Genomic DNA, 19,622 nt, shown 5'->3' with positions numbered 1-19,622 from the left:
GGTAAGACTAGCTGGGACAGCCTAGCGCATCCAGACGCGCACCCCGAACACCGTTTCGGTCGCGGGTAAAGGATTCGGGGCCTGGATACCCCAGCCCATAGGATGATCGCCGTGACTCCCGCCGACCTCGCCGACCTGCTACGTTCCACCGCTACCACGGTGCTGGACGAGCGAGGTCTGGACACGTCGGCGATACCGGCTACCGTGACCGTTGAGCGGCCCCGTAATCCCGAGCACGGCGACTATGCCACCAACGTGGCCCTGCAGGTCGCCAAGAAGGTCGGCGTCACCCCTCGCGACCTCGCGACCTGGCTCGCCGAGGCCCTTACCTCCAATGAGGCCATCGCCGCCGCCGAGATCGCCGGACCCGGGTTCGTGAACCTGCGGATCGCCGCGGACGCGCAGGGCACCATCGTCGCGAACATCCTGGAGGCGGGGGAGACCTACGGTAATTCCGAGGCGCAGGGCACGCACACCATCAACCTGGAATTCGTCTCGGCCAACCCGACGGGGCCCATTCACATCGGCGGTACCCGCTGGGCCGCTGTGGGGGATGCGCTGGGGCGCCTGCTGACCCGTCAAGGAGCCAAGGTCACCCGCGAGTACTACTTCAACGACCACGGCGCGCAGATCGACCGTTTTGTCCGCTCGCTCATCGCCTCGTCCGAGGGCAAGGAAGCACCCGAGGATGGGTACGCCGGCGACTACATCGCCGACATCGCCAAGCAGGTCCTGGCCCAGCGTCCCGAAGCGCTCTCGCTGCCCGACGACGAGAAGGCCGAGGTGTTCCGTGCGATCGGCGTGGATCTGATGTTCACGCACATCAAAGAGTCGCTGCACGAATTCGGTACGGACTTCGACGTTTTCACCCACGAGGACTCAATGCATACCTCCGGCCGGGTGCAGGAGGCCATCGCGCAGCTGCGTAAGACCGGCAACATCTACGAGAAGGACGGTGCGTCCTGGCTGCGGTCGAGCAACTTCGGTGACGACAAGGACCGCGTCGTCATCAAGAGCGACGGCAACCCCGCCTATATCGCCGGTGACATCGCCTACTACCTCGATAAGCGCGAGCGCGGTTTCGACCTGTGTATCTACATGCTCGGCGCCGATCACCACGGATACATCGCGCGGCTGAAAGCCGTTGCGGCGGCCCTGGGTTACGACGCCGACAGCGTCGAGGTGCTCATCGGTCAGATGGTCAACCTGGTGCGCGACGGCCAGCCGGTCCGGATGTCCAAGCGCGCGGGCACCGTCATCACCCTCGACGACCTGGTCGACGCCATCGGAGTCGACGCCGCCCGCTACGCGTTGATCCGGTCCTCGGTGGACACCTCGATCGACATCGACCTGGAGCTATGGGCCTCCGCTTCGAGTGAGAACCCGGTCTACTACGTCCAATACGCCCACGCGCGGCTCTGCGCACTGGCGCGCAACGCCGCCGATCTCGGCCTGCAGCACTCGGTCGATCATCTCGAACTGCTCACCCATGAGAAGGAGGGTGCGCTGATCCGGGGTCTCGGCGAGTTCGGAAGGATTCTGCAGAACGCCGCGGTGCTCCGCGAACCACACCGCGTCGCGCGGTATTTGGAAGACATCGCCGGTGATTACCACCGGTTCTACGATTCGTGCCGGGTGCTTCCGCAGGGAGACGAGACGCCCGGACCCCTCAACCAGGCACGGCTCGCGCTGTGCCTGGCCACTCGCCAAGTCATTGCCAACGGCCTGGACATTCTCGGCGTGAGCGCACCGGAGCGGATGTGAGCGCACACCCGGCAGGCCCCCGCCACGCAGAAGGGGAACAACACACCGCCATGGCCACTTCACCACCGGTCAACCCGACTGAATTAGCGCCGAATGTATGGCCCCGCAATGCTTCCCGGGGCGCCGACGGTGAGGTTACCCTCGCGGGCTTGCCCGTCTCGTCGCTCGCCGAGCAGTACGGCACTCCGCTGTTCGTCATCGACGAAGACGATTTCCGGTCGCGCTGCCGCGACATGGCGGCGGCGTTCGGTGGCGCCGCGCGCGTGCATTACGCGTCGAAGGCGTTCCTGTGCACCGAGATCGCACGCTGGATCAAGGACGAAGGGCTTGGCCTGGACGTCTGCTCGGCCGGAGAGCTGGCCGTCGCACTGCGGGCCGATTTTCCGCCGGAGCGAATCGCACTGCACGGCAACAACAAATCCGAGGCAGAGCTCGCACTCGCGGTTGAGGCGGGTGTCGGGCACATCGTCGTCGACTCGATGATCGAGATCGACCGCCTGGATGCCATCGCAGGCCAGGCCGGTGTGGTGCAAGACGTTCTGGTGCGGGTCACCGTCGGCGTCGAGGCGCACACCCACGAGTTCATTTCCACCGCACACGAGGACCAGAAGTTCGGGTTGTCGCTCGCGGGCGGGCAGGCACTGGAGGCTGTGCGGCGCGTCTTCGCCACCGACAACCTGCGACTCGTCGGATTGCACAGCCACATCGGCTCGCAGATCTTCGATGTCGACGGGTTCGAGGTCGCTGCGCACCGGGTGATCGGACTGCTGCGTGATGTGGTCGCCGAGTTCGGAACCGAGAAGACCGCCCAGCTCAAGATCATCGATCTCGGTGGCGGCCTCGGCATCAGCTATGTGCCCTCCGACGACCCGCCGCCCATCGAGGACCTGGCCGCCAAGCTCGGTGTCATCGTGCGCACCGAGTCGGCGCTCGCCGGTCTGCCCGAGCCGCGTTTGGTGATCGAGCCGGGCCGTGCCATCGCCGGCCCCGGCACCGTCACGCTGTATCGCGTGGGCACCGCCAAGGACGTGATTCTCTCGAACGGTCAGCGGCGCTACGTGAGCGTCGACGGCGGGATGAGCGACAACATTCGCACCTCGCTGTATCAGGCCGAGTATCACCCGCAGCTTGTTTCCCGCGATAGCGATGTCGCGCCGGTGCTGTCCCGAGTGGTCGGAAAGCACTGCGAAAGCGGCGATATCGTGGTCCGGGACGCATGGCTGCCTGAAGATGTGGCCCCGGGCGATCTGGTTGCGGTCGCCGCGACCGGTGCGTACTGCTACTCGATGTCCAGCCGGTACAACCTGCTGACCCGTCCGGCGGTCATCGCCGTGAAGGACGGAAAGGCGCGATTGATTCTGCGGCGTGAGACTGTCGAGGATTTGGTGAGTTTGGAGGTAAGTGAATGAGCGATTCCGGTCGTCCCATAGGCGTAGCGATCCTGGGCCTGGGCAATGTCGGTAGTGAGGTAGCGCGCATCATCGAAGGCAGCGCAAGTGACCTCGCTGCCCGAATCGGTGCCCCGCTGGAGATTCGGGGTATCGGCGTGCGCCGTGTGGCCGATGACCGCGGTGTTCCGGTGGAACTGCTCACCGACGATATTGACGCCCTGGTCGCGCGCGAGGATGTGGACATCGTCGTCGAACTCATGGGTCCTGTCGAGCCCGCGCGGCGCGGCATCTTGGGCGCGCTCAACGCAGGTAAGTCGGTGGTGACCGCCAACAAAGCGTTGTTAGCGCAGTCCGCCGGTGAGCTCGCCGAGGCTGCCGAAAAGGCAAGGGTTGACCTCTATTTCGAGGCGGCCGTGGCCGGTGCGATCCCCGTTATCCGCCCGCTGACGCAGTCCCTAGCCGGCGATTCGGTGATCCGGGTGTCCGGAATCGTCAACGGCACCACCAACTACATCCTGTCCGCCATGGACAACACCGGTGCCGGTTACGACACGGCACTGGCCGAGGCGGGCGAGCTCGGATACGCCGAGGCCGATCCGACCGCGGATGTAGAGGGCTACGACGCCGCCGCCAAGGCCGCGATTCTCGCGTCGATCGCCTTCCACACCCGAGTCAGCGCCGACGATGTGTACCGCGAGGGCATCACGAAGATCAGCGCCGACGACTTCGATTCCGCGCGGGCTCTGCAGTGCACCATCAAGCTGTTGTCCATCTGCGAGCGGCTCACGGACAACGAAGGACATCAACGAGTTTCGGCCCGGGTCTACCCGGCGCTGGTGCCGTTGACCCATCCGCTGGCAAGCGTCAACGGGGCGTTCAACGCCGTCTTTGTCGAGGCTGAGGCCGCCGGCGAACTCATGTTCTACGGCCAGGGTGCCGGCGGCGCACCGACCGCGTCCGCGGTGCTCGGCGATCTGGTGATGGCGGCGCGCAACCGGGTGCAGGGTGGTCGTGGCCCGCGCGCGTCTCGCTATGCCAAGCTGCCCATCGCGCCGATCGGTCTCATCCCGACGCGCTATTACGTGCGGATGCGGGTGGCCGACAAGCCCGGTGTGCTCGCCACCGTCGCCGCGGAATTTTCCAAGCGCGAGGTCAGCATCGCCACCGTTCGGCAGGAGGGTGAGGTTGACGAGACGGGCGCACGGCTCGTCGTGGTCACCCACAAGGCGACCGACGCGGCGCTCTCGGAAACCGTTGCCGCACTTGCCGATCTGGACGTGGTGCTGGGTGTCGCGAGCGTCATCCGGCTGGAAGGAACACAAGAGTGACTGTTCACACCCCTTGGCCTGGCCTTATTGCCGCCTACCGGGATCGCCTGCCGATCGGAGAGAACTGGCAGCCGGTGACCCTGCGCGAGGGCGGTACACCGCTGCTTCCGGCAGCTCGGTTGTCCGAGTTGACCGGCTGCACCGTGCACCTGAAGGTCGAAGGTCTGAACCCCACCGGTTCGTTCAAGGACCGCGGCATGACCATGGCCGTGACCGATGCGCTGGCTCGCGGCCAGCGGGCGGTGCTGTGCGCCTCGACCGGAAATACCTCGGCCTCGGCCGCCGCGTACGCCGCCAAGGCCGGCATCACCTGCGCGGTGCTGATCCCGCAGGGCAAGATCGCGATGGGCAAGCTGGCCCAGGCCGTTATCCACGGCGCCCGGATCATCCAGGTAGACGGCAACTTTGACGACTGCCTGGAGCTGGCGCGCAAGACCACGGCGGACTATCCGACCATCGCGCTGGTGAACTCGGTGAACCCGGTGCGCATCGAGGGACAGAAGACCGCAGCCTTCGAGATCATGGATGCCCTCGGCACCGCCCCCGATATTCATGCGCTGCCGGTCGGTAACGCGGGGAACATCACCGCGTACTGGCGCGGATACAACGAGTACTACCGCGACGGTCTCTCGGACCGGTTGCCGAAAATGCTGGGCGCCCAGGCCGCCGGTGCGGCGCCGCTGGTGAACGGGGCCCCCGTCGCCAACCCGGAGACCATCGCCACCGCCATCCGGATCGGATCGCCGGCCTCGTGGTCGGGTGCGGTTGCCGCGCAGCAGGAATCCGGCGGCAAGTTCCTGGCTGTCACCGACGAGGAAATCCTCAATGCCTATCGGCTGGTCGCCTCCAGCGAGGGTGTGTTCGTGGAGCCGGCATCTGCGGCCAGCATCGCCGGCCTGCTGAAATCGGTCGCCGACGGTTGGGTACCGAAGGGTTCCACCGTGGTCTGCACCGTGACGGGGAACGGGCTGAAGGATCCCGACAACGCGCTGAGTGGAATGCCCGAGGTGACTCCCATCCCGGTGCAGGCGAGTGCGGTCGCCGAGGCTCTGGAACTGGCGTGAACGACATCCTGCCCGCGGGGCTGGCCACCACCGTTGTGGTGCCCGCGTCGAGTGCGAACCTGGGGCCGGGGTTCGACAGCCTCGGCATCGCGCTGTCCCTGTATGACGAGATTGAGGTCAACACAACCGAATCCGGCCTCAAGGTGGCCGTCGAAGGTCAGGGCGCCGGTGAGGTTCCGCTCGATGGCAGCCATCTTGTCGTGCGTGCGATCGAGCGCGGGCTCGCCGCCGGGGGAGTGGCGGCCGCAGGTCTGATCGTCCAGTGCCGCAACAGGATTCCTCACTCGCGCGGTCTGGGTTCATCGGCTGCGGCTGCCGTTGCGGGCTTGGGGGCCGCGAACGGGCTGCTCTCCAAGGCCGGGCGCCCCGTGCTGTCCGATGACGTGCTGGTGCAGCTGGCCTCGGAGTTCGAGGGGCATCCCGACAATGCGGCGGCCAGCGTGCTCGGGGGTGCGGTGGTGTCGTGGATGAGCAGCTCGCGCGAAGACAATCAGGCCGGGTTGAGCAGCTCGCGCGAAGACGATCGGGCCGGGTTGAGCAGCGCGGGCGAAGACTCCCGGCCAGGGCCGGGAAGCTCCGGCGCAACCCCTGTCTACGCCGCCACTCGCCTGGATGTGCACCCCGATATCAGAATTGTTGCGGCGATTCCGCAAGAACAGTCCTCGACCGCGCAGACTCGCGTATTGCTACCCGAATCTGTTACGCATGTAGACGCACGATTCAACATTAGCCGGGTGGCGCTACTGACCGTCGCTCTGACCGCGCGGCCGGATCTGCTGATGACGGCTACCGAGGATCGGCTGCATCAACCGCAGCGCGCATCGGCGATGCCGGCGTCGGCGGAGGTCCTCAGGTATCTGCGCAACCAGGGCGTCGCGGCGGTTCTTTCGGGTGCCGGGCCTGCGGTGTTGGCGCTGACTACGCGTGATCTGCCCGATTCTGCGGTGAAATACGCTGAAGACCAAGGTTTCTCACTTGTGGCAATGTCGGTCTCGGCGGGCGTGTCGGTTCGATAGCCGACGTTATGGCTGGTGAGCCGGGGGACTCGCCGGGGGGCGCTGGTTGCTTGATGCTCGGCTGAGGGTTATCCTCGGTATCAGTCCCAGCAATTGCAGCTTCTGCGCACCTGCGCCGAGAACGAGGACGATCACAAATTCTTCCTGATTTTTCAGTTGTCGCCGACAGGCGGCGATATTGGGCAAGGTCGATGGTGAGCTGCCATTTCTCCGGACCTCGCGTGGCCCTATCTCTGTGGGCCCGCACCATGAACTTCGCGGCCAGCAACCTAACTGGCCGAAGTGAGACCCCTCGCCCCATGTTTGGCGGGGGAAGGAAAGGAAATCCGTGACCGATACGGACCTCATCGTGACCGAAGCCGCCCCGGAAACTCCGGAGGCGCCCACCGCAGCCTCATCCGATCGCTCCGCCAAGGAGCGTCGGGGTGACGGACTGGGTGCGCTGTCGACGATGGTGCTTCCGGAGCTGCGTGCGCTGGCCAGCCAAGTAGGCGTCAAGGGCACGTCCGGAATGCGTAAGGGCGACTTGATCGCCGCCATCCGTGAGCATCAGGGCGCGCTCGGCGCACCGAAGAACAACAATCAGTCGACCGCGGCTCAACAGCCGCAGGCCTCCTCGGCGCCGGCCGAGGCCGCCCCGAAGGAATCGGCCCCGAAGGAGCAGGCTCAGTCCGAGTCGGCCCAGACTGCCCTCGATCTTCCTACCGAGGCACCGAAGTCTGCGCCGTCAGCGGACTCCGCCCAGGATTCCGAGGGCAAGAGCGCCGAGAATGGCTCCGCGCCCCGCGAGGGTCGTGGCGAGCGCCGTCGCAACCAGAACAACCAGAACAACAACCAGAACCAGAACAATCAGTCGGCCGAGGGCGAACGCAAGCAACAGAACGGCGCCCGCGACAACGCTGACAACGCCGAGAACTCCGGGCGCGAAGGCGGCTCGGGGAACCAAAACTCGGAGAACCAGGACAACAGCCAGAACCAGGGCAACCGCGGCGATGACGGCGACGGCCGCGGCCGTCGTGGACGTCGCACCCGTGAGCGCCGCCGCGGCCGCGATCGCAACACCACCAACGAGGGCGGCGAGACCGAACTGCGCGAGGACGACGTCGTGCAGCCGGTGGCCGGAATTCTCGACGTGCTCGACAACTATGCGTTCGTTCGTACCTCCGGCTACCTGGCCGGCCCCAACGACGTCTACGTCTCGATGAACCTGGTCCGCAAGAACGGGTTGCGCCGTGGTGACGCCATCACCGGCGCGGTGCGGGTGCCTCGTGATCCGGACGCCGGGAGCCAGAACCAGCGGCAGAAGTTCAACCCGCTGGTGCGTCTGGACTCTGTCAACGGTGGCCCGGTCGAGGACGCCAAGAAGCGTCCCGACTTCACCAAGCTGACTCCTCTGTACCCGAACCAGCGGCTGCGGCTGGAGACCACCACCGAGAAGCTGACGACTCGTGTGATCGACCTGATCATGCCGATCGGTAAGGGTCAGCGTGCGCTGATCGTGTCGCCGCCGAAGGCCGGTAAGACCACGATCATGCAGAACATCGCCAACGCGATCTCGGCCAACAACCCCGAATGCCATCTGATGGTGGTGCTGGTCGACGAACGGCCCGAAGAGGTCACCGACATGCAGCGTTCGGTCAAGGGTGAGGTCATTGCCTCCACGTTCGATCGCCCGCCGTCAGACCACACTCAGGCGGCCGAGCTCGCCATCGAGCGCGCCAAGCGCCTTGTCGAGCAGGGTAAGGACGTCGTGGTGCTGCTGGACTCGATCACTCGTCTGGGCCGCGCGTACAACAACGCCTCGCCGGCCTCGGGCCGCATCCTGTCCGGTGGTGTCGACTCCACCGCGCTCTACCCGCCCAAGCGATTCCTGGGCGCGGCGCGCAATATCGAGCACGGCGGCTCGCTGACCATCATCGCCACGGCGATGGTCGAGACGGGCTCCACCGGTGACACGGTGATCTTCGAGGAGTTCAAGGGCACCGGCAACGCCGAGCTCAAGCTCGACCGCAAGATCGCCGAACGCCGCGTGTTCCCGGCCGTCGACGTGAACCCGTCGGGTACCCGCAAGGACGAGCTGCTGATGAGCGGTGACGAGTTCGCGATCGTGCACAAGCTGCGCCGCGTGCTCTCGGGTCTGGATTCGCATCAGGCCATTGACCTGCTGATGAGCCAGCTGCGCAAGACCAAGACCAACTACGAATTCCTGCTCCAGGTGTCCAAGACCGCACCCGGCGGGATGAACGCCGACGAGCCGCAGTACAGCTAAAGCGAGAGCGAGAGATCACCGATGTAGATCGGTGATCTCTCGCAGTCTCGCCAAGGTGGCGGTCAGGCGGTCGTAGCCTTTGGCGCCCAAGTGCCAACGCGCGACAATCGCCCCTTGGCACAAGACTTTTCGGATTCCCGTGCGACTTCCGTCCGATTATCTCGGCGGTTCGCCCCTGCTCAACCGAAGCCCTCAACGGCCGCTGCATGCCCGCGTACGGGCGTGGCTCACGGCTGCGGAATGGCCGGAATCTGAGGAATGGGTGGAGCCTGGGGGATGGGCGGTACCCCATTCCCGTCAGGGATGGGCGGGGCCTGGGGGATGGGCGGTGGTGGCGGGGGACCGATGGGGTCGGCGTTGGCCAGACCCTGTGCTCCCGCGAAGGTGGCCAAACCCATGGCCGCTGCGGATGCGGTGGTGACAATCAATCTCTTGATATTCATGCGTTGTCCTTCCGAATCGGATTTCCTCGTCGGCTTCCCTAATCGGCTTTCCGGATCAGCACTGATTCGTACTTCACGCGCCACCATCCAACGTACGCGTCCGTTACGGGGAATGCGGGGGTCCGGACGTGCCCATGGGCCGGGCCCCCGCACGAAAACGGCTCGTTACAGCGGTATCCAGACGCCCAGGAACCAGAATCCCCATTGGTTAAATCCAGGATCCCAGGCGGGTGTCACCGTCTGGCCCCAGTAGTCGAACGGTGGGGGTGGGGGGCCGTCCGGCGGCGGCAGTGGGCCGTTCCAGACCGGGGGCGGAGGTGCGCCCCAACCCCAGGGATGCTGTCCGTCCCAGCGGTGATCGTCGCCGCCTCTCCAGTTGCCCACGCGGTCGCCCCCGCGCCAATCGCCCTGGTTGCCCCGATGGTCGCCGCCCGGGTCATGCCGGTCAGCGCTTACCGCGGCGGGTTGTGGCGGCGGAGGTGCCGCATTGGCGACTCCGGTGCCGAGGCCGAGGGCGCCGAAGCTCAGAGCGCCGACTAGTACGCCCTTGGCGATCATTTTTTTGATGGTCATCTCGAAACTCCCTTCACTTCGTCCCGACTGATTAGAACGTTAGGAATGCGAACTATTTATCGGCTGCGATGATGCTGGGAAGATGCTGCGGTGCGAGGCCGTCGATTCCGGTGGGCCCGGAATATCGCGCTGGTGGTCGTCGTTTAGGTTCTACGTGACTGAGCTGGCATAATGGCCTCTCAGCCTTTGAAGGGTTCCGGTTCACGTCGTAACGCAGGCGACCCGGCGGCCACAAACACGAAGAGGAAACACCATGAAATCGGGTATTCACCCCAACTATGTCGAGACCAACGTGGTCTGCGGCTGCGGAAACACCTTCACGACGCGCAGCACCAAGGACAGTGGCCACATCGTGGTCGAGGTCTGCTCGCAGTGCCACCCGTTCTACACGGGTAAGCAGAAGATCCTGGACAGCGGCGGCCGTGTCGCCCGGTTCGAGGCTCGCTACGGCAAGCGCAAGGCCGCAGCCGACAAATAGCTTCCTTGCCGACGCCCGGATCTGCCCTATGTGCAGTCCGGGCGTCGGTTTTTTTGTATGACGACCACGCGTTTGAACATTGGGAGGACAGTCCATGGGCGAGACCCCGCTGATCGACGCGATGCTGGCCGAGCACGCTGAGCTGGAGAAGCAACTGGCCGACCCGGCGCTGCACGCCGACGCGGGTGCTGCGCGCAAGGCCGGCCGGCGGTTCGCGATGCTGTCGCCGATCGTCGCGACCCATCGCAGGCTGGCCAGTGCCCGTGACGACCTGGGCACCGCCCGTGAGCTCTCGGCCGATGATCCGTCGTTCGCCGATGAGGTGACCGAGTTGGAGTCGTTGATCGCCGAGTTGGAGACGCAACTGTCGGACATGCTCGCCCCGCGTGATCCTCATGACGGTGACGACATCCTCCTTGAGGTGAAATCTGGCGAGGGCGGCGAGGAATCGGCGCTGTTCGCTGCCGATCTGGCCCGGATGTACATCCGTTACGCCGAGCGGCACGGTTGGAAGGTCACGGTTCTCGACGAGACCGAATCCGATCTCGGTGGGTACAAGGACGCGACCCTGGCCATCGCCAGCAAGGGGGACAGCGCCGACGGTGTCTGGTCACGGCTGAAGTTTGAGGGCGGTGTACATCGCGTGCAGCGTGTGCCCGTCACCGAATCCCAAGGGCGCGTTCATACCTCGGCGGCCGGCGTGCTGGTCTACCCCGAACCCGAAGAGGTCGAAGAGATTCAGATCGACGAATCGGATCTGCGCATCGACGTTTACCGCTCCTCGGGTAAGGGCGGGCAGGGCGTCAACACCACCGACTCGGCGGTCCGCATCACGCACCTGCCGACGGGAATCGTCGTGACCTGCCAGAACGAGCGCTCGCAGCTGCAGAACAAGGCGCGCGCCATGCAGGTGCTGGCGGCGAGGCTGCAGGCTCTCGCCGAAGAGCAGGCACAGGCCGACGCGTCGGCCGGTCGTGCCAGCCAGATCCGCACCGTGGACCGCAGCGAGCGGATCCGCACCTACAACTTCCCGGAGAACCGCATCACCGATCACCGCGTCGGATTCAAGGCCCACAACCTGGACCAGGTGCTCGACGGCGATCTGGATGCGCTGTTCGACGCGTTGGCGGTGGCAGACCGGAAGGCCAGGCTGCAGGAGGCCTGATGAGCCACTTGCGTGGACTGATCGCCGAGGCGGTCGAATCCCTCTCGCGGGCAGGAGTTTCCAGTCCGCTGGTAGATGCCGAAGAGCTCGCGGCGTATCTGCTCGGGGTCTCGCGGATGCGGCTGCGGTTCGCCGAGAGTGCTCCGGAATTTGCTGAGAGATATCGCGACCTGGTGGCTCGGCGGGCCCAACGAATTCCCTTGCAGCACTTGATAGGAACCGCCGCTTTTGGCCCGATCGAGGTGCACGTGGGTCCCGGGGTGTTCATTCCGCGCCCCGAGACTGAGTCGCTGTACGCATGGGCGGCAGCGGAATTGATGCCGAATGCGACGGTGCTGGAGCTGTGTGCCGGATCAGCGGCGCTCGCCATCGCCTTGTCGCACGATCAGCCGACGGCTCGCGTCATCGGGATCGAGCTCGATGAGGACGCTCTGACCTACACCCGGCGGAACGCCGTTGGCACCCGGGTCGAGGTGATTCAGGCCGACGCGACCTCGCCCGAGTTGCTGACCGACCTGAACGGCACGGTCGATCTGATAGTCGCCAACCCGCCCTATATCCCCGAGGATGCCGAACTGGAGCCCGAAGTGGCACAGCATGATCCGCCGTTGGCACTCTTCGCGGGTGCTGATGGGCTGGCAATCATCGCGCCGATCGTGACCGCGGCGGGTCGTCTCCTGGCCCCGGGAGGTGTCATCGGCGTTGAGCACGATGACAGCAATGGCGATGGCACGTGCGAGTTGTTCACGGCCAGCGGCCTATTCGATGAGATTGTGCAGCGGCACGACCTTGCGGGGCGGCCGAGATTCGTCACCGCTCGCCGGAAAACCTCGGCGTCCTAGACTGGACGCGTGACCGTCGTCTACGACTGCCAGGACGCTGCGACCCGCCAAGAGGGGATCGACGCGGCGGTGAGTGCGCTTAAGGCAGGTGAACTGGTGGTCATGCCCACCGACACTGTCTACGGGTTGGGTTGTGACGCATTTGATTCCAACGCGGTGACGGCGCTGCTGGCCGCCAAGGGGCGTGGTCGCGACATGCCCGTCGGCGTGCTCGTCGGCTCATGGCACACCATCGACGGACTGGTATTCGCGGTTCCGTCGGCCGCGCGCGAGCTCATCGAGGCATTCTGGCCCGGGCCACTCAGCATCATCGTGCGGCACGCGCCCTCGTTGTCCTGGGACCTGGGAGACGCTCAGGGGAGCGTCATGCTGCGTATGCCCATGCATCCGGTGGCCATCGAACTGCTGCGCGCCGTGGGCCCGATGGCGGTGTCCAGCGCGAACGTGTCAGGCCGGCCCGCGGCACTCACCGCCGCCGAGGCCCGCGATCAGTTGGACGACAACGTTGCGGTCTACCTGGACGGCGGTACCGCCGAGCTGGGGGCCGCCTCGACCATCGTCGATCTCACCGGGCCGGTTCCGCTGATCGTGCGGGAAGGACCGATCACCCGGGAACAGATCGTGAATGTCATCGGCGGCGAGATCGGCCCCGGCGGGCTGGGCGAGTCGGGGGAGCCCACAGAATCGTGAAGTACGGTCGGATGCGTGAGTGAGCTGCTGGCCCTCGCCGATCGCGGCGCGGGTGTCCCTCTGCGTGAACTTGCCCTGGTTGGGCTGACCGCAGCCATCACAACGTTCTTCTGCACCGGTGGAGTGCGAATGTTCGCAACCCGAGTGGGCGCGGTGGCATACCCGCGCGAGCGTGACGTGCATCTGCAGCCGACTCCGCGCATGGGTGGTCTCGGCATGTACTTCGGGGTGTGTGCCGCAATCTTTCTGGCCTCGCAACTGCCAGCCCTGACAAGGGGTTTCGTCTATTCCTCGGGTATGCCTGCCGTCGTCGTCGCGGGCGGCATCATCATGGTCGTCGGCCTCATCGACGATAAATGGGGCCTGGACGCGTTGACCAAGTTCGCGGGTCAGGTCACCGCCGCCAGCGTGCTGGTCACCATGGGCGTGGCCTGGAGCATGATCTACATCCCGTTCGGTGGGGTGGGGACGATTGTTCTGGACCAGATGTCCTCCATCCTGGTCACGCTGGCGTTGACGGTGTCGATCGTCAATGCGATGAATTTCGTAGACGGTCTCGACGGCCTTGCCGCCGGCCTGGGGCTCATCACCGCGGCGGCCATCTGCATCTTCTCGATCGGACTGTTGCGCAGCCACGGCGGTGACGTCCTCTACTACCCGCCCGCGGTGATCTCGGTGGTGCTGGCCGGGGCGTGTCTGGGGTTCCTGCCGCACAACTTCCACCGGGCCCGCATCTTCATGGGGGACTCGGGGTCGATGCTTATCGGCCTGATGCTGGCCGCGGCGTCGACGACGGCGGCGGGCCCCATCTCACAGAGCTCGTACGGCGCCAAGGACATGTTTGTTCTGCTGTCGCCGTTCCTATTGGTCATCGCGGTGCTGCTGGTGCCGGCGCTGGACGCGTTGTTGGCCATCATCCGGCGCACCCGCGCGGGTCGCAGCCCCTTCAGCCCGGACAAGATGCATCTGCATCACCGGCTGTTGCAGATCGGTCACTCGCATCGCAAGGCGGTGCTGATCATCTATCTATGGGTGGCGATCATCGCCTTCGGAGCCGCCAGCACCATCTTCTTCGAACCCCGTTACGCGGGCGCCGTGGTCGTGGGTGCGATCGGTATCGCCATCGTCGCGACGGTCATTCCCTTGCTACGTCGTGAAGACCCCGATCCGGTCTTGGTGACCGCCCCGGACTCGAGTCCGGCGGCGGAAGCGGTCGTGTACGACGAAAAGTAGTAGGGGTGCATTAACCGTCTCTACCATGTGATACGGTTCTGCCATACCCGAAAACTCACGGGTGCCGGCCACCCCGGATCGGCGGAATTTCTGGAAAGTCTTTCTGGACATTTCAGGCTCCACCGGACGGATCAACTGACCGACAGGGAGCTGCCCATTGAGGTGAGTTCAGCGAGCCCTCAGACCTCCTATAAGGTCTGGAACCGACGAACGCATTTTTTTGTTCCGCCACCCCGACAAAGATGTGAGGTGACACCCCAGGTGACAACGCCCGACGCCCCGCTGGTTCTTCCGGCATTGGCGTTTCGACCGTTTCGTCTGGCGGCTTTGTGTGGCGTACTCGGTGCCCTGGCTCTGCTGGCCTCCGCTCTCATGGGGCAGTGGCAGTTCGGCGTCTTCTTCGTTACTGGGCTTGGACTCGGATTGGTGAACGCTCTCCTCGTTCGCCAGTCTGCGGAAGTGATTACCGCGCAAGACAATCCAAGCAAGCAAAAGATGGCCATCAATTCCGCTGCGCGGTTGATGATCATCACCGTCCTCGCCCTGGTGCTCGCCTTCGTGTTCCGCCCTGCTGGTGTTGGGGTGTTCTTCGGGGTTGCGTTGTTCCAGGTGCTGCTGGTGTTGACCACCGCTGTGCCGGTGTGGAAAGGGATCCGTTCAGTGAATCAGCCGCAGGCGGAGGTATAAGCCCAGCATGATTACGACATTCCAGGCAGAAGCCGCCATCGAAGTTGGCCACCACAAGCACGCCCACTGGGGTTTTCTCGGTGAGGTCAACGTGGACACCATCGTCGCCACCTCGCTGGCCGCAGTGGTGGTGATCGCGCTGGCACTGTTCCTGCGGGCCAAAGTCACCTCGACCGGTGTGCCCAACGGTGTGCAGCTGTTCTTCGAGGCGGTGACCGTTCAGTTCCGCAACCAGGTTGAGTCGGCCATAGGAATGCGGATCGCGCCCTTCGTGCTGCCGCTGGCGGTGACGATCTTCGTCTTCATCCTCGTGTCCAACTGGATCTCGGTGCTGCCGGTGCAGTACACGGACGAGACCGGTAAGACGGCCGAACTGCTGGCCCCGCCCGCCTCGGACATCAACTACGTGCTGGCGCTCGCGCTGTTCGTCTTCGTCTGCTACCACATCGCGGGCTTCGCGCGCCGCGGCCTCATCGGCCACCCGATCAAGCTGCTCAAGGGCCACACCTGGGTCACCGCGTTCATCAACCCGATCGAGGAGCTGGCCAAGCCCATCTCGCTGTCACTGCGACTCTTCGGCAACATGTTCGCCGGCGGCATCATGGTCGCGTTGATCGCGATGTTCCCGGCATGGATCATGTGGGCGCCCAACGCCATCTGGAAATCGTTCGACCTGTTCGTCGGCCTTATCCAGGCCTTCATCTTCGCTCTGTTGACTGTCCTGTACTTCAGCCAGTCGATGGAACTGGACGACGAACACCACTAATTACATAGACCAACCTGTATAGACCCTGGTAGCACAGCTACCACTTAATAAGGAGGAAGAAAATGGCGGATCCCCAGATTATCCAGGGCGCCCTCATCGGCGGCGGCTTGATCATGGCCGGCGGCGCCATCGGTGCCGGTATCGGTGACGGTATCGCCGGTAACGCCCTTATCTCGGGTGTGGCCCGTCAGCCCGAGGCTCAGAGCCGGCTGTTCACCCCGTTCTTCATCACCGTCGGTCTGGTTGAGGCTGCCTACTTCATCAACCTGGCCTTCATGGCGCTGTTCGTCTTCGCGACCCCCGGCGCCAGCTAATCGGCATGGGTGAATTGCACAGTGCCGCCTCTGCCGTAACGGCAGTCGCGGCGGAAGCCGCCGCAGAGGGTGGGAAGCAGAACAACTTCCTCATCCCCAACGGCACCTTCTTTGTCGTCCTGGCGATCTTCCTGATCGTCCTGGCGGTCATCGGAACCTTCGTGGTGCCGCCGATCCAAAAGGTGCTCAAGGCACGCGAGGACACGGTCGCCAAGACGGCCGAGGACAACCGGAACGCCGCTGAGCAATTCACCGCCGCCGAGGCTGACTACAAGGATGAGCTGGCCAAGGCGCGCGGTGCCGCAACAGCGGTGCGTGACGAGGCCAGGGCCGAAGGACGCGGAATTCTCGAGGACATGCGTCAGCGGGCCAACGCCGAAGCGACCGCCGTGAATACGACGGCTGCGGAACAGTTGGCCCGTCAGGGCGAGGCAACCTCCGGTGAGCTGGCGGCGAGCGTCGACAGCCTGTCCCGGACCCTCGCCGAACGTGTTCTCGGCGTGAGCCTTTCGGAACCAGCGAGCGCAGGGCGAGGCTAAACACAGATGTCGACATTTATCGGACAGCTCATCGGTTTCGCTGTCATCGTGTTCCTGGCGGTCAAGTACGTTGTGCCGCCGGTACGCACGTTGATGGCCAAGCAGCAGGACGCGGTGCGCCAGCAGCTCGCCGACAGCAAGACGGCAGCGGACAAGCTGGTCGAGGCCGAGGGTGCACATGCCAAGGCCATCGAAGATGCCAAGGCGGATGCCGCCAGCATCGCCGAGGAAGCCAAGGCCGACGCGGTGCAGATCTCCAAGCAGTTGCGCGAGCAGGCTGACGCAGAGGTCGAGCGGATCAAGGTGCACGGCCAGGAGCAGATCGTGCTCCAGCGCCAGCAGCTGATCCGTCAGCTCCGCGGTGACCTCGGTGCCGAATCTGTCCGTCGCGCCGGCGATCTGGTTCGCGCGCATGTCGGCGATGCCGCGGCGCAGTCCGCCACCGTCGACCGTTTCCTTGATGAACTGTCACAGATGGCCGGCAGTGTGAACACCGAGCGGCGTCCGTTGGCCGCCGGTGGTGCGGGCCTGCACGCCGCCAGCCGCGAATCGCTGGCCGAGCAGGTAAAGGCCTTCCAGGCCAACGCTGTCTCGCTCGACAGCCTCACACTCAACGCACTCGCCGACGACCTGACCGCGGTGGCCGAGCTCCTGATCAAAGAGTTGGTGCTGCGCAAGCACCTGTCCGAGCCGGTTGACGCCAGTGAGCAGTCCGCCAAGGTCGCCCTGGTCGACTCGGTACTCGGTTCCAAGATCGGACGGCCGGCACTCGAGGTCGTGCGTGCGGCCGTGGTCGCCCGGTGGTCCGCCTCCGGCGACCTCATCACCGCGATCGAATACATCGCCCGACTCGCGCTGTTGGAGCGGGCCGAACGCGATGGTCAGATCGACGATGTCGAAGACCAGCTGTTCCGCGTCAGTCGCATCCTCGATGGGGAACCGCAGCTGAGTGCGCTGCTGGGTAACACCGCCGCACCTGCCGCCGATCGTGTGGCATTGCTGAAGAACGTGCTGGCCGGTCGGTCCAACCTGATCGTGACAAGCCTTCTCGCGCAGACAGTGCGTCTGCTGCGCGGCAAGCGTGCCGATGTCGCCGTACTCGAGGTCGCCGAATTGGCGGTGGCGCGTCGCGACGAGTCGGTCGCGCACGTGAAGTCCGCCGCTCCGATCAGCGACGCACAGACCACACGGCTTGCCCAGGTGCTCGGGCAGATTTACGGCCGCACCATCGCGGTGCAGTTGGATGTGGATCCCGAATTGCTCGGCGGACTCATCGTCAACATCGGTGACGAGGAGATCGACGGCAGCTTGTCTAGCCGGCTCTCGGCCGCCGCCCTCCATCTGCCCAACTAAGTAACCACCAGACTTACCCCGCAAGAAGAGCCAGGAACAGGAAGACGAGAAAAGCCATGACAGAGTTGACGATCTCCTCGGCGGACATCTCCGGCGCGATCGAGCAGTACGTCGCGACGTTCTCTGCCGACCCATCACGCGAAGAAATCGGCATCGTCTCCGACACCGGTGACGGCATTGCCCACGTCGAGGGTCTGCCCTCGGTCATGACTCAGGAACTCCTCGAGTTCCCCGGCGGCGTGCTGGGTGTGGCGCTGAACCTCGACGAGCGCAGCGTCGGCACCGTTATCCTCGGTGACTTCCACGGCATCGAAGAGGGCCAGCAGGTCAAGCGCACCGGCGAGGTGCTGTCGGTACCGGTAGGCGACGCCTTCCTCGGCCGCGTCATCAACCCGCTCGGTCAGCCGATCGATGGTCGTGGCGACATCGAGGCCGAGACCAACCGTTCCCTCGAGCTCCAGGCCGCCAGTGTGGTCGAGCGCCAGAGTGTTTCGGAGCCACTGCAGACCGGCATCAAGGCCATCGACTCGCAGACCCCGATCGGCCGCGGCCAGCGCCAGCTGATCATCGGCGACCGCAAGACCGGCAAGACCGCGGTCTGCGTCGACACCATCCTGAACCAGAAGCAAGCCTGGGAGACCGGCGACCCGCAGCAGCAGGTGCGCTGCATCTACGTCGCCGTCGGCCAGAAGGGTTCGACCGTCGCCGCGGTGCGCCGCACCCTGGATGAGGCCGGTGCCCTGGAGTACACGACCATCATCGCCGCCCCGGCCTCTGACGCCGCCGGCTTCAAGTGGCTCGCCCCATACACCGGTTCGGCTCTCGGCCAGCACTGGATGTACCAGGGCAAGCATGTCCTCATCGTGTTCGACGACCTCACGAAGCAGGCCGAGGCCTACCGTGCCATCTCGCTGCTGCTGCGTCGTCCGCCGGGCCGCGAGGCGTACCCGGGTGACGTCTTCTACCTGCACTCGCGCCTGCTGGAGCGTTGCGCGAAGCTCTCCGACGCGCTGGGTGCCGGCTCGCTGACGGGTCTGCCGATCATCGAGACCAAGGCCAACGACATCTCGGCCTACATCCCCACCAACGTCATCTCGATCACCGACGGACAGTGCTTCCTGCAGACCGACCTGTTCAACCAGGGTGTGCGCCCGGCCATCAACGTCGGTGTGTCGGTGTCCCGCGTCGGTGGTGCCGCTCAGATCAAGGCCATGAAAGAGGTCGCGGGAAGTCTCCGCTTGGAGCTTTCCCAGTACCGCGAGCTGGAGGCCTTCGCTGCCTTCGCCTCCGACCTGGACGCCACCTCGAAGGCTCAGCTGGAGCGTGGAGCGCGCCTGGTCGAGCTGCTCAAGCAGCCGCAGAACTCGCCGTACCCGGTCGAGGAGCAGGTTGTCGCGATTTACCTCGGTACCGGTGGTCACCTCGACTCGGTACCGGTCGGCGACGTGATCCGCTTCGAGCAGGAGTTCCTGGACCACGTGCGCGGCTCACACGCCGACATCTTGGCCGACATCAAGGAGACCAAGAAGTTCTCCGAGGACACCGAGACGAAGCTCACCGACGCCGTCAACGCGTTCAAGAAGAGCTTCGCCGCCACTGACGGCAGCTCGGTAGAGGTCAAGGGTGCTGCGACTCAGGCTCTGGACGAGTCCGAGGTTGGCCAGGAGACCGTGCAGGTCCGCAAGCCGGCTCCCAAGAAGTAATCAA

At 65.0% G+C, this 19,622-nt stretch carries 19 protein-coding genes; 17 read left to right on the top strand and 2 right to left on the bottom strand.

The genetic code is table 11. The features are described from left to right. Nucleotides 1-111 precede the first annotated feature (111 nt). The 6 genes from argS (at nt 112) to rho (ending at nt 8,832) form a co-directional block, all read left to right on the top strand. On the top strand, nt 112-1,764 hold the full coding sequence (gene argS, locus BKG76_RS03020) for an arginine--tRNA ligase (RefSeq protein WP_070936825.1): 1,653 nt from the start codon (nt 112-114) through the stop codon (nt 1,762-1,764). Further along, nucleotides 1,761-3,173, top strand: coding sequence for a diaminopimelate decarboxylase (gene lysA, locus BKG76_RS03015; RefSeq protein WP_070935837.1), 1,413 nt, complete (start codon nt 1,761-1,763; stop codon nt 3,171-3,173). Before argS ends, lysA begins: the two co-directional genes overlap by 4 nt. Next, nucleotides 3,170-4,483, top strand: a complete 1,314-nt coding sequence (locus tag BKG76_RS03010) for a homoserine dehydrogenase (protein ID WP_070935835.1) — start codon at nt 3,170-3,172, stop codon at nt 4,481-4,483. The genes lysA and BKG76_RS03010 overlap by 4 nt, the downstream gene beginning before the upstream one ends. After that, nucleotides 4,480-5,547, top strand: coding sequence for a threonine synthase (thrC, locus tag BKG76_RS03005; protein ID WP_043077152.1), 1,068 nt, complete (start codon nt 4,480-4,482; stop codon nt 5,545-5,547). Before BKG76_RS03010 ends, thrC begins: the two co-directional genes overlap by 4 nt. Continuing rightward, nucleotides 5,544-6,563: a homoserine kinase gene (thrB, locus tag BKG76_RS03000; protein WP_070935833.1), complete on the top strand. Its 1,020-nt coding sequence runs from the start codon at nt 5,544-5,546 to the stop codon at nt 6,561-6,563. Before thrC ends, thrB begins: the two co-directional genes overlap by 4 nt. A 328-nt stretch (nt 6,564-6,891) precedes the next feature. Continuing rightward, entirely contained in the window at nt 6,892-8,832 is a 1,941-nt protein-coding gene (gene rho, locus BKG76_RS02995; protein WP_070935831.1) for a transcription termination factor Rho, read from the top strand. A gap of 227 nt (nt 8,833-9,059) precedes the next feature. On the opposite strand, the gene BKG76_RS02990 is transcribed toward rho, so the two are convergent. Continuing rightward, nucleotides 9,060-9,275, bottom strand: a complete 216-nt coding sequence (locus BKG76_RS02990) for a hypothetical protein (RefSeq protein WP_070935829.1) — start codon at nt 9,273-9,275, stop codon at nt 9,060-9,062. A gap of 165 nt (nt 9,276-9,440) precedes the next feature. Next, nucleotides 9,441-9,848: a hypothetical protein gene (locus tag BKG76_RS02985; RefSeq protein ID WP_070935827.1), complete on the bottom strand. Its 408-nt coding sequence runs from the start codon at nt 9,846-9,848 to the stop codon at nt 9,441-9,443. Nucleotides 9,849-10,101: 253 nt separating this feature from the next. Here BKG76_RS02985 and rpmE point away from each other — a divergent pair, with 253 nt between their 5' ends. From rpmE to atpA, 11 genes are all read left to right on the top strand, one after another. Next, nucleotides 10,102-10,326: a 50S ribosomal protein L31 gene (gene rpmE, locus BKG76_RS02980; RefSeq protein ID WP_043077146.1), complete on the top strand. Its 225-nt coding sequence runs from the start codon at nt 10,102-10,104 to the stop codon at nt 10,324-10,326. A 94-nt stretch (nt 10,327-10,420) separates the two neighbouring features. Continuing rightward, entirely contained in the window at nt 10,421-11,491 is a 1,071-nt protein-coding gene (prfA, locus tag BKG76_RS02975) for a peptide chain release factor 1 (protein ID WP_070935825.1), read from the top strand. Continuing rightward, nucleotides 11,491-12,333, top strand: coding sequence for a peptide chain release factor N(5)-glutamine methyltransferase (gene prmC, locus BKG76_RS02970; RefSeq protein ID WP_070935823.1), 843 nt, complete (start codon nt 11,491-11,493; stop codon nt 12,331-12,333). Before prfA ends, prmC begins: the two co-directional genes overlap by 1 nt. A 9-nt stretch (nt 12,334-12,342) precedes the next feature. Continuing rightward, nucleotides 12,343-13,023: an L-threonylcarbamoyladenylate synthase gene (locus BKG76_RS02965; RefSeq protein ID WP_070935821.1), complete on the top strand. Its 681-nt coding sequence runs from the start codon at nt 12,343-12,345 to the stop codon at nt 13,021-13,023. A gap of 15 nt (nt 13,024-13,038) precedes the next feature. After that, nucleotides 13,039-14,256, top strand: coding sequence for a glycosyltransferase family 4 protein (locus BKG76_RS02960; RefSeq protein WP_070935819.1), 1,218 nt, complete (start codon nt 13,039-13,041; stop codon nt 14,254-14,256). A gap of 261 nt (nt 14,257-14,517) precedes the next feature. After that, on the top strand, nt 14,518-14,943 hold the full coding sequence (locus BKG76_RS02955) for an ATP synthase subunit I (protein ID WP_070936824.1): 426 nt from the start codon (nt 14,518-14,520) through the stop codon (nt 14,941-14,943). 7 nt (nt 14,944-14,950) lie between these two features. Beyond that, complete coding sequence (gene atpB, locus BKG76_RS02950; RefSeq protein WP_070935817.1) at nt 14,951-15,709, top strand: F0F1 ATP synthase subunit A; 759 nt, start codon at nt 14,951-14,953, stop codon at nt 15,707-15,709. 62 nt (nt 15,710-15,771) lie between these two features. Then, nucleotides 15,772-16,023 carry a F0F1 ATP synthase subunit C gene (locus BKG76_RS02945; RefSeq protein WP_070935815.1) on the top strand — a complete coding sequence of 84 codons (252 nt, stop codon included), beginning with the start codon at nt 15,772-15,774 and terminating at the stop codon, nt 16,021-16,023. Between the two features lie 5 nt (nt 16,024-16,028). Beyond that, nucleotides 16,029-16,562, top strand: coding sequence for a F0F1 ATP synthase subunit B (locus tag BKG76_RS02940; protein ID WP_070935813.1), 534 nt, complete (start codon nt 16,029-16,031; stop codon nt 16,560-16,562). Between the two features lie 6 nt (nt 16,563-16,568). Further along, the gene (locus BKG76_RS02935; protein WP_070935811.1) at nt 16,569-17,915 is read left to right on the top strand and encodes a F0F1 ATP synthase subunit B/delta; all 1,347 of its coding nucleotides are present in this window, start codon (nt 16,569-16,571) and stop codon (nt 17,913-17,915) included. A 56-nt stretch (nt 17,916-17,971) separates the two neighbouring features. Then, nucleotides 17,972-19,618, top strand: coding sequence for a F0F1 ATP synthase subunit alpha (gene atpA, locus BKG76_RS02930; RefSeq protein ID WP_064628663.1), 1,647 nt, complete (start codon nt 17,972-17,974; stop codon nt 19,616-19,618). Nucleotides 19,619-19,622: the final 4 nt, after the last annotated feature.

Origin of the sequence: Mycobacteroides franklinii, assembly GCF_001853795.1 — a bacterium.
Taxonomy (GTDB): domain Bacteria; phylum Actinomycetota; class Actinomycetes; order Mycobacteriales; family Mycobacteriaceae; genus Mycobacterium; species Mycobacterium franklinii.
Note: the sequence above shows the minus strand (reverse complement) of the source record. Positions and strands in the feature narration are given on the sequence as shown.

Bases quoted from the DNA above. Each gene is read 5' to 3' on its own strand.
- prmC (WP_070935823.1), top strand. From the start codon at position 11,491: ATGAGCCACTTGCGTGGACTGATCGCCGAGGCGGTCGAATCCCTCTCG.
- BKG76_RS02945 (WP_070935815.1), top strand. From the start codon at position 15,772: ATGGCGGATCCCCAGATTATCCAGGGCGCCCTCATCGGCGGCGGCTTG.
- BKG76_RS02985 (WP_070935827.1), bottom strand. From the start codon at position 9,848: ATGACCATCAAAAAAATGATCGCCAAGGGCGTACTAGTCGGCGCTCTG.
- atpB (WP_070935817.1), top strand. From the start codon at position 14,951: ATGATTACGACATTCCAGGCAGAAGCCGCCATCGAAGTTGGCCACCAC.
- prfA (WP_070935825.1), top strand. From the start codon at position 10,421: ATGGGCGAGACCCCGCTGATCGACGCGATGCTGGCCGAGCACGCTGAG.
- rpmE (WP_043077146.1), top strand. From the start codon at position 10,102: ATGAAATCGGGTATTCACCCCAACTATGTCGAGACCAACGTGGTCTGC.
- BKG76_RS02990 (WP_070935829.1), bottom strand. From the start codon at position 9,275: ATGAATATCAAGAGATTGATTGTCACCACCGCATCCGCAGCGGCCATG.
- BKG76_RS02940 (WP_070935813.1), top strand. From the start codon at position 16,029: ATGGGTGAATTGCACAGTGCCGCCTCTGCCGTAACGGCAGTCGCGGCG.
- BKG76_RS02935 (WP_070935811.1), top strand. From the start codon at position 16,569: ATGTCGACATTTATCGGACAGCTCATCGGTTTCGCTGTCATCGTGTTC.
- atpA (WP_064628663.1), top strand. From the start codon at position 17,972: ATGACAGAGTTGACGATCTCCTCGGCGGACATCTCCGGCGCGATCGAG.
- BKG76_RS03010 (WP_070935835.1), top strand. From the start codon at position 3,170: ATGAGCGATTCCGGTCGTCCCATAGGCGTAGCGATCCTGGGCCTGGGC.